The sequence below is a fragment of the Nevskiales bacterium genome (genome assembly GCA_035574475.1).
GTDB lineage: Bacteria > Pseudomonadota > Gammaproteobacteria > Nevskiales > DATLYR01 > DATLYR01.
Window position 1 is genome coordinate 1 of sequence record DATLYR010000089.1, and the last position, 13,515, is coordinate 13,515.

The following is a 13,515-nucleotide window of genomic DNA, read 5'->3' on the forward strand; positions in this document are numbered from 1 at the left end:
CCCGCCGCACGCCCTCGCGCGCCAGCCGGAAGAACGGCAGCAGGCGCAGGCGGCCCGCCTCGTGCTGCGGCGGGTACAGGCCGGGCGCGTGCCGGAAGAACGTCTCGATGCCGGCGGCCTGCATCGCCATGATCAGCGCCATCAGCAGGTACTGCCGGTGGAAGCCGGCCTGCTCGAAGCGGCGCGCGGAGGTCGCCAAGCGCCCCGGCAGCGTGACCAATGCCCCGCTGGCGCGGATGCGCGCGCACAGCCGCTGGTCCTCAAAAAGCGGCAGATCCTCATCGAAACCGCCCAGTGCTTCGAAGTAGCGCCGCGCCAGCAGCAGGCCCTGGTCGCCGTTGGTGCAGTACGGGCGGTTGAAGGCGGTTTTCTCCTCGACATAGCGCCAGGCCAGCGCGTGGCGCGCATCACGCCGCTCGAAGCGCAAGGCGAAATGGCCGGCCAGCTGCTCGGCGCCGCCACCGGCGGCGATGGCGTTGCGCAGGCAATCGAGCGCGGATCGCAGCAGGCCCGGGTCATGCAGCCTGGAATCCGCATGCAGGAACAGCAGCCAGGGGGCCTTGCTGCTGCGCGCGCCGGCGTTCATCTGCCGGGCGCGGCCGCGCGGTGTCTCGATCACCTGCACGCCCTGCAGGCGCGCGAGCTGTGCGCTGCGGTCGGTCGAGCCGCCGTCCGCCACGATCACTTCGAGCGTGATGCCGCGCTGCGCCGCGAGATCGCGCAGCAGTAGCGGCAGGGCGTCGGCTTCGTTCAGGCAGGGGATGACGACGGCCAGCTCGGGCGTCATGCCGTCAGGTAATGCGCCAGATGTGCGGGGATGCGCTGTTCCAGCCAGAACACCGGGCGTCCACGCGCGTCGGCGCCGACGAAGCCGACATGCCCGCCATGCTCGGACAGCTCCAGCCGGACCTGCTCGGACAGCTCATGCGCATGCGGCACTACCTGCGGCGACATGAAAGGATCGTCGCGCGCATGCAGAATCAGGGTGGGGATGCGGATGTGGCGCAGGAACGGCCGGCTGCTGCAGCGACGGTAATAATCGTCTGCCCCGGCAAAGCCGTGCAGCGGCGCGGTGATGGCCTCGTCGTATTCGAAGAAATCGCGCAGGCGGTGCAGGGGCGGCAGCGGAAAGGGCGCTTCGATGCGCTGGAACTTCTGCCGTACCCCGGCACGCATCAGCCGCAGCAGGCGGTTCATGTAAACGCGCGAGAAACCCTGGCGGATCGCCTCGGCGCAGAGCCACAGGTCGAAGGGGACCGATATCGCCACGGCGGTGCGCAGCGGCAGGTTGCTGCCCTGCTCGCCGAGCCATTTGAGCAGCACATTGCCGCCGAGCGAATAACCGACCGCGGCCAGCGGCGTTTGCGGCTCGCGTGCGTGCAGCAGGCGCGCGATGTAGTCGACGTCCGTGGTCTCGCCGGAGTGGTAGCCGCGCGGCAGGCGGTTGGGCTCGCCGCTGGCGCCGCGGAAGTGCATCAGCACCGCGCGCCAGCCCTGCGCCTGCACGCAGCGCATCAGGCCGCGGGCGTACTTAGATTCTATGGAACCGGTCAGCCCGTGCAGCAGCAGCACCAGCGGCGCACCGGGCGCGGCACCGGTGTCGGTCCAGTCGAGGTCGAGGAAGTCGCCGTCCGGCAGTTCGATGCGCTCGCGCCGGACCTCGAGCCGCGGCCGCGGCCGCAGGCTCGCAGCGAAGAGGGTCTGCAGATGGGGATTGCGCAACCAGGGCGCGGGTTTGAATTCGCTCTCGACGATCACGGGCGCACTCCCTGACCGGGCTGCTCGATGCGCTGCAGGTACTGCGGGCCGAGCCGCTGCATCTGGCGCTGGATCCAGTACTGGCGGCTGCGGACATAGCGCGAGGGCCGGGCGGCGTCGTAGCGCGTGGGGGCCGGTAGCACGGCGGCCAGCAGCGCGGCCTGGCTGCGACTGAGCCGGGCCGGCGTGGTGCCGAAAAAGTGCTCCGCCGCGTAACTCACCCCGAAATGACGCGGACTGAACTGCGCGATGTTGAGGTAGACCTCGAGGATGCGCTGCTTGGGCCACAGCAGTTCGATGATGATGGTCAGATAAGCCTCGATGACCTTGCGGACGTAGCTCTGGCCGCGCCACAGGAACAGGTTCTTGGCGACCTGCTGGCTGATGGTGCTGCCGCCTTTCAGGCGCGCGCTGCGGCCGTTATGGCGCAGGGCCTTGCCCATGGCCTGCCAGTCGAAGCCGGAATGCTCGGCGAACTTCTGGTCCTCGGCGGCGATCACGGCCAGGCGCATGGCCGGGGCGATGTCCCCGTAATCCACCCAGCGGTAGCGGATGTTGCGGCGGGGCGCTTTCTCGATGCTGCGCTCGATGCGCGTGGCCAGCATGAAGCTGCTGTAGACCGGGTCGATCCAGCGCATGCTGCCGATCAGCAGCCAGGGGAGCAGCAGCAGCACGAGCAGCACGCGCAGGACGCGTCGCAGCAGCCGCCGGCCGAAGCTGCGTCGCGGCCCGATGCGCGGCACTACCGTTTTCAGGTCGGGACCGGAGTGGCGTCTGCGACGGAACATCGGGCGCAGTGTAATGCAGGGCTGAGCCCGGATGCGACCGCCCTGATCGCCTGTAGACAGGCTTCTGCGCCAGGCGGCCCGTAAGAGCGAGCCCTGCTCGCGATGTTTTCAATACCCCCGATCGCCGGTTTCGATGCGGTCCACGCGACCGTTGACCAGGGTGACGATGCGGATGAAGCTGTCTGGCCCGAAGTTGTAGATCCATTCGTCTACACGCACAGTAACCGGGTAGCTGTGGCGGCCGTCCCGGCGCGGGAAGCTGCGCAGCTCCAGCCGCCGTTCGCGTGCGGCTGGCTCGCCGCAGCGTGACAACAGCATGAACTGGGTCATGCCGAATACGATCTCGCCAGGGCTGCAGCTGCCCTGGCTCTCGTCGAAGCCGTAGCCGTCGGTATCGATGTCGGTGAGGCGCCCGTTGCGGAAGCGCAGTACGTGCACCAGCCGCGACGGGCCGAAGTTGTAGTACCACTCCTCGACATGCGCCGAGGGCAGGTGGTGGTAGGCCAGGTACTCGTCCCATGCGTCACGGAAGCTGGGCTCGCCGCAGCGGCGCAAGACTTCGAAGCTGCGGTCGCCGGTGCTGACGACCTTGCCCTCGCAGCGCATCACGTCTGCCACCACCGGCCCACTCGCCAGCGCCAGCACGGGGAGCAGCAGAAACAGGCAGGTGCGCATGGCAGGGTCAGGACGGTTTGGGCGTGTAGCGGTTGAGCGTCTCGATGAACTTCTTGGCCGATACCGGGCGGCGCAGGCTGAGGTCTTGCAGGATGGTGTCGGCGCTGATGCCGGGTTGGGCGTAATAGTCAGCGTTGGCGTTGCCGTCGATCTGCAGCGCGGCGCCTTCCAGCGAGACACCGGCGAACAGTCCCTTGCTGCGGGCGTAAGAGTAGATCTGAGCCCTGAGCTGCGTGTCGGTCGCCGCCTCACCACGCCGTCCGACCGGGCCGGCGGCGATGGCGGCGTCCGCGCCCAGTGTGACCTTGCCGTTGACGATGTTGTCGATGCTGGCGCGGCTCTTGAACACCAGGATCACGTCGGTGGACTGGATCCCGGCCTGGAAGCCGAAGCTGCCGCCGGTGAGGCTGATGAACGCGGGATTACTCCATTCGCGCTCCGGCGTGCGCACCACCAGCAGGCCGCGGCCGTGGCGGCCGCCCAGCAGGAAGCCGACCTTGATCACGTCCGGGATCACCGCGATCGCATAGGCGTCCTCCAGCAGCCGTGCGGGGATGCCGGACTCGGGAATGCCTGCCAGCGCCTCGACCACCTCGGCTGCTTGCTCGGCAAGCTCGTCCTCGCTGGAGGCCAGTACGGTGGCCGGCGGCAGCGCCAGCCCCAGGCACAGCAGGAATGCGGTCAGTGATCGGGGCATGGTCGTGTCCGTTGGCAGGCGGCGGCTCGACTTTGACCGGATTGTTGGTCAACCGTTCCCGCCAAGCAAGGCCAGCGTCAGGGCCGGCCAGTAGGTGATGACCAGCAGCGACACGATCAGCAGCGCGAAGAACGGCAGCGCTGCGCGGCAGACCTCGAGGATCGGTTGATTGAAGCGGTAGCTGGCGATCACCAGGCTCATCCCGATCGGCGGCAGGAAGAAACCGATCTGCATGTTGGTCAGGAACAGGATGCCCAGATGCACCGGATGGATGTCGTAGCCGTAGGCGATCGGCAGCACCAGGGGGATGCCGAGTACCAGTGCGGGGTACAGTTCCAGCACCGAACCCATCACCAGTAGGAACAGGTTGAGCAGCATCAGGAAGGCCCACTTGCTTTCGACGTGCTCGCGGATGAACTCGAACAAGCGCGCGGGGATCTCCGCATCCACCATGTAGTTGGTGGAGGCCATGGACACGCCGACGATGATCAGAATGGCGCCGACCAGGACCATCGCCTCGCGCATGAGGCCCGGCAGGCGGCGCAGCGGAATCTCGCGCAGGATCAGGACCTCGACCAGCAGCACGTACAGGGCGGTCACGGCTGCTGCCTCGGAGGGCGCGAACCAGCCGCCGTAGATGCCGCCGATGACGACCACTGGTAGCGGGACCTCCCACTTGGCCTCCCACAGCGCCGCGCGCAACTCGCGCCAGGCGAAGGGCTGCAGTGCGTGGTCGAGGCGGCGCGCCACCCACATGCCGTAGCCGCCCAGCAGCACCATCATCAGCAGGCCCGGCAGGATGCCGGCCAGGAACAGCTGCTCGATGGTGATCGGCGGGCCGATCCCCAGCTGCTGCGCCAGCACGCCGTACACGATCAGTGGCAGCGAGGGCGCGAACAGCAGACCCAGGCTGCCGGAGGTGGTGATCAGGCCGAGGGTGAAGCGCTCTGGGTAGCCGGCGTGCTTCAGCGCCGGGTAGAGCAGCGCACCCATGGCGACGATGGTGATGCCGGTGGCGCCGGTCATGGAGGTGAAGAACGCGCACACCGCCAGGGCGACGATGGCCAGCCCGCCCGGCATCCAGCCGAGCACGGCGTTGGTCACACGCACCAGCCGCTGCGGCGCGCGGCTCTCGCCCAGCAGATAGCCGGCGAAGGTGAACAGCGGGATCGCCAGCAGCACCTGCATCTCGGCCAGCCGGTAGAACTCCACCGCCATTACCGACAGGTCCACGCCGGCGCTGTGGAACCCGAGTAGGGCGAAGGCGGCGATGACGGCGAACAGCGGCGCGCCCATCAGCGCGATCACTACCAGCCCCAGCGCCAGCAGCAGTGTCATGCGTACTCCCCGGTATCGCTACCGCTCACCGCGGCCCAGGCACGCAGCAGGGCATGCAGCAGGTAGCGCAGCGCGATGAGCGTGAAGCCGAGCGGGATCACCGCGTGCAGCAGCCAGTCCGGCAGCCCCAGCAGCCCGGCGCCACCCAGGCCGCGCTCCTCGAGGATGAAGATCACGGCATACCACGCGACCACGCCGCAGACGGCACCGGCGAACAGGCAGTTGAGTGCCTGGGCGGCGGCGCGCGCACGGGGCGGCAGCAGGTGGGTGACGAGGTCGATGGCGATATGCCGATTCTGGCGCGTGGCTGCGAGCGCGCCCAGCAGCCCAACCCACAGCACCAGCAGGCGCGTGAACGGATCGCCCCAGGCGAAATTCCAATCGAACAGGTTGCGCAGCAGGATCTGCGCGGCGGCGACCAGGATCATGGCGCCGAGCAGCAGCGCCAACAGCAGATCCTCCAGCCGGTGCAGCAGCAGCAGGGCGCGCCGCAGCGCGGGGGCCAGGGTGGGCGTGGTCATGCCGTCATCTGGGCGTGGCGGCGGCCTGGGCGCGGAAGTACACCAGGTGTCCACGCAGCTGCTCGAGCAGCGCCGGCGTATAGACGCCGGCGCCCTTCAGCTTGACGATGGCTTCGTCGGCGAAGGCCTGCCACTTCTCGCGCTCGGCGGCGCTCAGGGTGTTGAACTCGAGTCCCTGCTTGCGCAGCGCGGCGCGCGCATTCTCGTTGTCCTCGCGGTTGAGCTTGTTGAGCCGCTCGAAGCTGGCGGCCATCACGCTGCGCACGGTCGCCTGGTCCTCGGCGCTCAGCCCGTCGAAGGCCTTCTTGTTGATCGCCAGCACGCCGATGAGGTAGGACAGCGGGTGGTCGGTGAAAGTCTTGAGCTTGGTGTGCCATTGGAAGGCGATGGCGGCGGTGGGCAGCGTGACCACGGTGTCCAGCAGCCCGGTCTGCAGGCCGGTATAGACATCGGCGAAGGGCAGCGGCACCGGCGTCACCCCCGCGCTCTCGAACGCGGCGGTGTTGATGATGTCGTTCTCCGGCAGCCAGATCTTGCATTTCTTCAGATCATCCTGGCTGGCGACCTGGCGCTGGGAAAAAAGGTAGGCGAAGCCGCCCTCGGTGAAGCCGATCGGGACCAGCCCGGCATCCTCCAGGCCCTTGCGCAGGATGGGATCCATCTTGCCGCGCACGTAGTCCACCTCGGCGTAGGAGCGGAACAGCAGCGGCAGGCTGTACAGCTGCGCGTCGGGATAGATGTCCGACAGGCTGTTGCCGGTCACGGCGGCGCCCTGCAGCTGGCCGATGCGCATCTTGCGCAGCACGCTGGCGTCGTTGCCCATGATGCCGCCGGGGTAGAACTTGAACTTGACGCGGCCCGCCGTCCGGCGCTCCACCTCGTCGGCGCCGGCGCGCATTTCCTTCATCCAGGTGGTGCCCTCCGGTGCCAGGGTCGCGATCTTGAAGGTCGTGTCGGCCTGGGCCGCGGCGGGTAGCAGGACCGCGACCAGCAGGCCGCAGCGGGTGAGAAATCGGCTCATGCAGTCCTCGAAGGCTAGAAGTAATCGTCGGCGTCGGACAGGAGCCGCTCGGCCTCCTGCTTGGCCAGGGTGTTGCTCAGTGTCAGGCCGTCCACCTCGGCGGGCGCGCCCTGTACCTCGCGCAGCAGCCGGTCGTGCAGCTCGCGGTCGAACACCAGCCGCGCATAGTGTCGCGCGTACAGCACCTTGGCGATCAGGTTCCGGCCGTCGGACAGCTGGATCGCGCGCTCGAAGTGCTCGCGACCGTCCTCCGGGCGCCCGCCGAGATCCGGCGGCAGCTGCGTGGCGAGCACGCCCAGGTACAGATGCGCGTTGCCGTGATCGTAGCTCTCGTCCAGCTTGATGACCCGCTCCATCATGGCCTGGATCTTGGGCAGGTCGGCGATCGCGTTCCAGTCCCCGCTGTTGGCCCGGATCAGGCCGGCCCAGGCCGAGGCCGCGGTGTACAGCACCGGGACATGTTCCGTGTCCGTTTCTTTGAGTTCCTCCATGAACGTGTCGAAGGGTTCTCCCGGACGGGCCGCTTCGCACAGGTCCTCCAGCTCCATGCACAGCAGACGCCGGCCATACTGGTGACCACGTGCCGCCAGTCGCTGTGCCCGCACCGGATCTGCCACGAAGGAGCCGGCGTACATCGAGTACAGGCGCGTGCCGGCCATCAAAAGGTCCACGTTATCCGGGTTGCTCTCGATCAGGCCATCCACCACCAGCAGGTAGGTGGGCAGGCCGTCGCGGACCGTGATGATATCGTTCTGGTTGATGATCGCCCGGTTCAGGCCCTCGGCCACGTTCTTGGCGGCGGCATTCATGGCGCGGCCAGGACAGGCGGTAAGCGTGAGTACCAGGCAAATCAGTGTCAGCTGGCGCAACATGCGCGATGCAGACCTCTCCGGCGGCGGGCGCGGGCGGGCGGCCCGTGGTCGAAACGTCACTATAACAGCCTGGCCCGGCCATGACATGTCCATGGCGTCTGCTCCGGCTCCGTCCGGCGCTTGTGTAAACTGGCCGCCATGAAAACGCCCTACCCGCATCTGCTGCAACCGCTCGATCTCGGCTTCACCACGCTACGCAACCGTGTGCTGATGGGCTCCATGCACACGGGCCTGGAGGACCGCAAGAAGCATTTCCCCCGTCTGGCCGCCTACTTTGCCGAGCGCGCGCGCGGCGGCGTAGGTTTGATGGTGACCGGGGGCTTTGCGCCCAACATCGCCGGCTGGCTGTCGCCGCTGGGCTCGCAGCTGTCCAGCCACGCGGCGGCGCGCGCGCACAAGCCCATTACCAGGGCGGTGCACGACGAGGGTGGCAAGATCGCGCTGCAGATCCTGCACGCCGGCCGCTACGGCTATTCGCCGTTCTCGGTGTCGGCCTCGCGCGTGAAGTCGCCGATCACGCCCTTCGCCCCGCGCGAGCTGTCGGCGGCCGGCGTCGAGAAGCAGATCAAGGCCTATGCGCACTGCGCGGCGCTGGCGCGCGAGGCCGGCTACGACGGCGTCGAGGTGATGGGCTCGGAGGGCTATTTCATCAACCAGTTCCTGGTTACGCACGTCAACAAGCGCAATGACGAATGGGGTGGCGGCTACGAGAACCGCATGCGCCTGCCGGTGGAGATCGTGCAGCGCGTGCGCGAGGCGGTGGGCCCCGACTTCATCGTCATCTATCGCCTGTCCATGCTCGACCTCATCCCCGACGGCAGCAGCTGGGACGAGGTCGTGCAGTTGGCCAAGGCGGTCGAGAAGGCCGGCGCAACGATCATCAATACCGGCATCGGCTGGCACGAGGCGCGCATCCCGACGATCGCGACGTCCGTGCCGCGTGGCGCCTTCGCCTGGGTCACGCAGAAGCTCAGGGGCGAGGTCAAGATTCCGCTGTGCACCACCAATCGCATCAACACGCCAGAGGTGGCGGAGGGCATCATCGCCAGCGGCGCCGCCGACATGGTGTCCATGGCGCGGCCGCTGCTGGCCGACCCCGAGTTCGTGAAGAAGGCGGCCGAGGGTCGCGCCGACGAGATCAACACCTGCATCGCCTGCAACCAGGCCTGCCTCGACCACACCTTCCAGCTCAAGACCGCGAGCTGCCTGGTCAATCCCCGTGCCTGCCACGAAACCCTGCTCAATTACCATCCGACCCTGCACAAGAAACGCATCGCCGTGGTCGGCGCCGGCCCGGCGGGGCTGGCCGCCTCCACCGTGCTGGCCGAACGCGGGCACGTGGTCGAGCTGTTCGAGGCGGCCGGCGAGATCGGCGGCCAGTTCAACATGGCCAAGCGCATTCCCGGAAAAGAGGAGTTCCACGAGACGCTGCGCTACTTCAAGCGGAAGATCGAGTTGACGGGGGTGAAGCTGCATCTCGACACCCGCGTCAGCGCCGAGGATCTGATCCGTGGCCAGTACGACGAGGTCATCCTCGCCACCGGTGTCGTGCCGCGCGACCCGAAGATCAAGGGCCAGGACGAGGGCATGCGGCGCGGCCAGGTGCTGAGCTACGTGGACGTGCTGCTGCACGGCAAGCCGGTCGGCAAACGCGTGGCCGTGGTCGGCGCCGGCGGCATCGGCTTCGACGTGTCCGAATTCCTGGTGCACGACGGCCATTCGCCGTCACTCGACCTGCAGGCGTGGATGAAGGAATGGGGCGTGACCGATCCGGCCGCCGCGCGCGGCGGCGTCACGAGACCGGAAGTCGCACCGCCGGCCAGGCGGGTGACGCTCCTGCAGCGCAAGAAGAGCAAGCCCGGCGCGGGCCTGGGCAAGACCACCGGCTGGATCCACCGCACCGCGCTCAAGATGAAGCAGGTGGAGATGATCGGCGGCGTGAACTACGAAGGCATCAGCGAGCAGGGCCTGCACATCAGCTTCGGCGAGAAGCGCGAGAAACCCGCGCTGATCGAGTGCGACACGATCGTCCTGTGCACCGGCCAGGAACCGCTGCGCGAGCTGCAGGCGCCGCTGGAGGCCGCGGGCCTCAAGGTACACCTGATCGGCGGCGCCGACGTCGCCGCGGAGCTGGACGCCAAGCGCGCGATCAACCAGGGCAGCCGGCTGGCGGCGCAGTTGTAAGAAGGGCTACTGAGGCCGTCCGCCCGGTGCCGGGCCGTAGAGTTTCTTGGGATCGAAGTCGGCGGGGGTCAGGCCGCTGTTGAAGCGGATGTCCTGCCAGACGGCCTCGGTGCGGTGGCCGGTCTGCAGGTTGCGCATGACCACCCGGTCCGCCACCCACCAGCCGCTCGGGTGGCGGGTTTCGTTGAGTACCTCGAGCTGCTTGTAGGGCTTGCCCTGCTTCTGGACTTCGATCCGCTTCACCGCGCCGCTCGGGATGGCGACCCAGACGACGCGCGCGATCTGCAGCACGTTCGCGCCGCCGACCGCGTAGCGCAGGCAGCGTTCGCCGCCGCATTCGGCCTCGTCCAGGCGCTTGAGCTTGGCGGGGTCGAGATAGGCGAGGTCGAGGTCGGCGAAGCTGAACTCGCTGCCGAGGAAGGGCGACTCGGTGTTGTTGGCGTTGATCAGCGTGGCGCGCCGGGAGGCCGGCATGTACAGCCACTGCTGCGACTGGCCGCCGCGGGTCTGGCCGACCAGGTCGGCCTTGGTGATCAGGTCCATGCCACGGGCCACCGCCGGCGAGGTCACGGTCACGCGCCCGTAGCGGCTGCCGTCGGGCCCGAACAGCACGCACAGCTTCGAGCCGCCCTCCTGCACGCTGCCGGACTTGCCGATGTTCTTCAGCTGCATCTGCGTGCACAGGTCCTTCCAGCCGAGGTAGCGCGCCTCCAGCTTCGCGATCACGGCGTCCGCGGTGGCGGCCGGCGCAGGGCCGGCGGCAAGCACCAGGCAGAGCGGCAGGAACAGGTGTTTCATCGGTCGAGCCTCGTCAGCAGTTGCGGCAGCAGCACCAGCGTGCACAGCCAGGCGAAGATGAAGGTGATGGCCATCCAGATGCCCATCTCGTGCGTCGGCTGCACGCTGGAGAAGCCGAGCAGCCCGACGCCGGCCGACAGCACCAGCGTGGTGGTGGTGATGGCCCCGCCGACGTGCCGCACAGTGTACTCGCAGGCGTCGTGGACGTTGACGGCGCCGCCCTGGCGCGCGGCCTTGTAGCGCGCGATCACGTGGATGGTGTCGTCCACGATGATGCCGAGCGCGGCGGTGGAGACCACCGACAGCGCGATGCCCACATGGCCCGAAATCAGGCCCCAGACGCCGAATGCCAGCCCGATCGGCACCAGGCAGGGCACCAGACAGATCAGCCCCAGGCGCAGCGAGCGCAGGCCGATCGTCACCACCAGGCTGGTCAGCGCCAGCACGCCGAGCGTGCCCAGGATCATCGGCGGGATGTTCTCGTGCGCCATCTTGGAGAACATCATCACCGCGCTGTTGCCGGGCGGCACGCGCAGTTCCGGCAGGTTGCGGCGCAGCCAGTCCTGCGCGCGCGCGTCGAAGGCCTGGAATTCGTCGCCCGGCATGTTGTACAGCGCCACGTGCACCAGCGAGCTGCTGCGCTCGGAATCCAGCAGCCCGCTGCCCTGGTCGCCGGGCGGCGCCGACAGCTCGTAGGTGAACAGCAGCTGCTCGACCGTCGCGGCGTCGCGCGGCAGGCCCTTGTCCAGGTCCTCGACGCCGAAATTGCGCGCCAGGGTGCGGATCAGGTCGGGCAGGGCGCGCACCGCGGCGACGTTGGGCTGCTGCCGCAGCCAGGTGGCAAAGCGCTCGACCTGTGCCAGGTATTCGGGCTCGCGCACGCCGCCGGGCGCGCCGGCCGGCAGCTCGTAGTACAGCTGCTGCATGCCGGTCAGGCGCGCGTTCACCTCGATGTTCTCCTGGCGGATGCGGCTGGCGTCCGAGAACCACTGGCTGATGTTGTCGTCGATGCGGTTGAGGCCGATGCCGGCCAGCAGCGCGAGGATCAGCAGCGCGCCGCCGGCCAGCAGCCAGGGCGAGCGGATCGGCACCGTGATCACTTCGCTCAGCCAGTCCAGCGCGCGGCGCAGCGGCATCTTGGCGCGCCAGTAAGGCGGGTCGATCCAGCACAGCAGCGCCGGCATCAGCAGCACCGCGAACACGGCCGCGGCGAGCACGCCGATCAGCACGCTGTTGCCCATGTGCCGGTAGGGCGGCGAGACGCTGATGTTCATGGTCAGAAAGCCCAGCAGGGTGGTGCCCGTGGTCAGCGACAGCGGCAGGAAATTCGCGCGCAGGCTCTGGATCGCCGCCTCGGCCGCGTCGGGCAGGTCCGGGCGCAGGTCGAGATAGGTATCGGCGAGATGCACCATGAAGGCCAGGCTGATGACCAGCACCATGATCGGCACCACCAGACTCGCCACGGTCACGGGGTAGCCGATCCAGCCGTGCATGCCCACCGCGGTCAGCACGGCCGCGACCACCGGGATGCAGCAGCACCAGGTCGCGCGCCAGCTGGCCAGCAGGCTGCGCAGGATCAGGATCGCCACCAGCAGGCATACCGGGATCAGTAGCGCGATGTCGCGCATCGCCAGTTCCAGGATCGAGTGGTAATAGGGCAGCACGCCGGCGATCAGCACCCGGCCTTCCGCGCCCATGGCGTTTTCCATGCGGTCGCGCAGCGCCAGCACGTAGTCGTTCACCGCCTTGGAGTCGCGGAAACTGGCGGGCACCGGCGTGTCGACGGTGACATGCGCGGCGGCGATCGAGCGGTCGTGCGCGAGGATCGAGCCGGTGGTGAGCCGTGCGACCTCGTCCACCGCCGCGTCCCACAGCGTCGGGTCGGGCGGCTGCGCGCCGCTGGCGAGCACGCGCAGCGTGGTGACCTGGGCCGTCTCGCCCGTGCCGACGGCAACCGGCAGGTCGGCAATCGAGGTGACCCGCCCGGCAAAGGGCATCTCGCGCAGGGCGTCGGCGAGCTCGGCGACGCGCTGCACGGCCTGCGGCGTGGTGGCGCTGCCGCTGGCGGGCGCATAGGCGAGCAGGATGTCGTCCGAGGGGCCGAAGCGCGCTTCCAGCGCCGCCAGCTGGCGGAAATCCGGGTCGCGCGGGTCGAAGTACGCGCGGTAATCGGTGATGACGTGCAGCCGCAGGCTGCCGGCGGCGGCCACTGCGACGATGGCCAGCGTCACCAGGATCGCGGTGCGCGGCCAGCGGGTGAGGAACCTGCCCAGCCGGGTCAGCATGGATACCTCTCCTTTGCCCGGCAGTCTGCACCCGGTCGCGCACGGCCCGCAAGCCAAGTGCGACCATGAAGGGCCTCGGCCCGCAGGGTATGATCGCCGGCATGGCGGACGCTCAGACCCCGTGGCGGCGCGCCGGCGTGAGCTGGCCGGCGCTGTTGCTGCTGCTCGCCGTGCTGGCCGTGGCCGCGGCGGCGGCGGGCGCCGGCGCCGCCTACTGGCTGGTGCTGCGCTATACGCTGCATGTGCCGGTGCCGGCCCAGCCGCTGCGCGTGCGCCTGCCGGAGCAGCTGCCGGTCGAGGTGGAAATCCTCCCGCAGCCGCCGGGCGAGGGCGTAACCCTGCAGGAAATCCCAGTGCAGATCGACGAGCGCTTCGCCACCCGTGTGCGCGTGGACACGCAGGTGCCGGTGCGTCTGGCCGTACCCTTCCGCGGCGAGGTGCCGGTGGATATCACCCTGCCGCTGAAGACACGCGTCAGGACGCGGGTACTGGGCATGAGCCTGGAGCTGCCGGTGGAAGGCGAGATCCCGCTGCAGTTCCGTCTGCCGGTGGACGTGTCGATCCCGATCGACCGGTCC

At 68.6% G+C, this 13,515-nt stretch carries 13 protein-coding genes; 2 read left to right on the forward strand and 11 right to left on the reverse strand.

All coding sequences use genetic code 11. The features are described 5' to 3' along the window. The 9 genes from VNJ47_05170 to VNJ47_05210 form a co-directional block, all read right to left on the reverse strand. A partial coding sequence (locus VNJ47_05170; protein ID HXG28223.1) for a TIGR04283 family arsenosugar biosynthesis glycosyltransferase occupies positions 1–787 on the reverse strand: 787 nt, incomplete at its 3' end. Next, positions 784–1,758 (reverse strand): hydrolase, encoded by a 975-nt coding sequence (locus VNJ47_05175; GenBank protein HXG28224.1) that lies wholly within the window; start codon positions 1,756–1,758, stop codon positions 784–786. The genes VNJ47_05175 and VNJ47_05170, both read right to left, overlap by 4 nt. Beyond that, a complete protein-coding gene (mtgA, locus tag VNJ47_05180) occupies positions 1,755–2,546 on the reverse strand; it encodes a monofunctional biosynthetic peptidoglycan transglycosylase (protein ID HXG28225.1) in 792 nt (263 codons plus the stop codon). The genes VNJ47_05175 and mtgA overlap by 4 nt, the downstream gene beginning before the upstream one ends. A 108-nt stretch (positions 2,547–2,654) precedes the next feature. Continuing rightward, positions 2,655–3,221 carry a DUF2845 domain-containing protein gene (locus tag VNJ47_05185; protein HXG28226.1) on the reverse strand — a complete coding sequence of 189 codons (567 nt, stop codon included), beginning with the start codon at positions 3,219–3,221 and terminating at the stop codon, positions 2,655–2,657. 7 nt (positions 3,222–3,228) lie between these two features. Then, on the reverse strand, positions 3,229–3,918 hold the full coding sequence (locus VNJ47_05190; protein HXG28227.1) for a lipid-binding SYLF domain-containing protein: 690 nt from the start codon (positions 3,916–3,918) through the stop codon (positions 3,229–3,231). 48 nt (positions 3,919–3,966) lie between these two features. Continuing rightward, positions 3,967–5,256: a TRAP transporter large permease gene (locus VNJ47_05195; GenBank protein ID HXG28228.1), complete on the reverse strand. Its 1,290-nt coding sequence runs from the start codon at positions 5,254–5,256 to the stop codon at positions 3,967–3,969. Beyond that, positions 5,253–5,777, reverse strand: coding sequence for a TRAP transporter small permease (locus VNJ47_05200; protein ID HXG28229.1), 525 nt, complete (start codon positions 5,775–5,777; stop codon positions 5,253–5,255). Before VNJ47_05200 ends, VNJ47_05195 begins: the two co-directional genes overlap by 4 nt. 4 nt (positions 5,778–5,781) lie before the next feature. Next, the gene (gene dctP, locus VNJ47_05205; protein ID HXG28230.1) at positions 5,782–6,798 is read right to left on the reverse strand and encodes a TRAP transporter substrate-binding protein DctP; all 1,017 of its coding nucleotides are present in this window, start codon (positions 6,796–6,798) and stop codon (positions 5,782–5,784) included. Positions 6,799–6,812: 14 nt separating this feature from the next. Continuing rightward, a complete protein-coding gene (locus tag VNJ47_05210; protein HXG28231.1) occupies positions 6,813–7,670 on the reverse strand; it encodes a TRAP transporter TatT component family protein in 858 nt (285 codons plus the stop codon). Between the two features lie 138 nt (positions 7,671–7,808). Between VNJ47_05210 and VNJ47_05215 the strand changes: the two genes are divergently transcribed. Then, positions 7,809–9,854, forward strand: a complete 2,046-nt coding sequence (locus VNJ47_05215; GenBank protein ID HXG28232.1) for an NADPH-dependent 2,4-dienoyl-CoA reductase — start codon at positions 7,809–7,811, stop codon at positions 9,852–9,854. Between the two features lie 6 nt (positions 9,855–9,860). Here VNJ47_05215 and VNJ47_05220 read toward each other — a convergent pair whose 3' ends face one another. Both VNJ47_05220 and VNJ47_05225 read right to left on the reverse strand, forming a co-directional pair. Further along, complete coding sequence (locus tag VNJ47_05220) at positions 9,861–10,652, reverse strand: outer membrane lipoprotein-sorting protein (protein ID HXG28233.1); 792 nt, start codon at positions 10,650–10,652, stop codon at positions 9,861–9,863. Then, positions 10,649–12,937: an MMPL family transporter gene (locus tag VNJ47_05225; protein ID HXG28234.1), complete on the reverse strand. Its 2,289-nt coding sequence runs from the start codon at positions 12,935–12,937 to the stop codon at positions 10,649–10,651. The genes VNJ47_05220 and VNJ47_05225 overlap by 4 nt, the downstream gene beginning before the upstream one ends. Before the next feature lie 65 nt (positions 12,938–13,002). On the opposite strand from VNJ47_05225, the gene VNJ47_05230 reads away from it, so the two are divergent. Beyond that, positions 13,003–13,515, forward strand: a 513-nt coding sequence (locus VNJ47_05230; protein HXG28235.1) for a hypothetical protein, incomplete at its 3' end; no start/stop codon positions are given.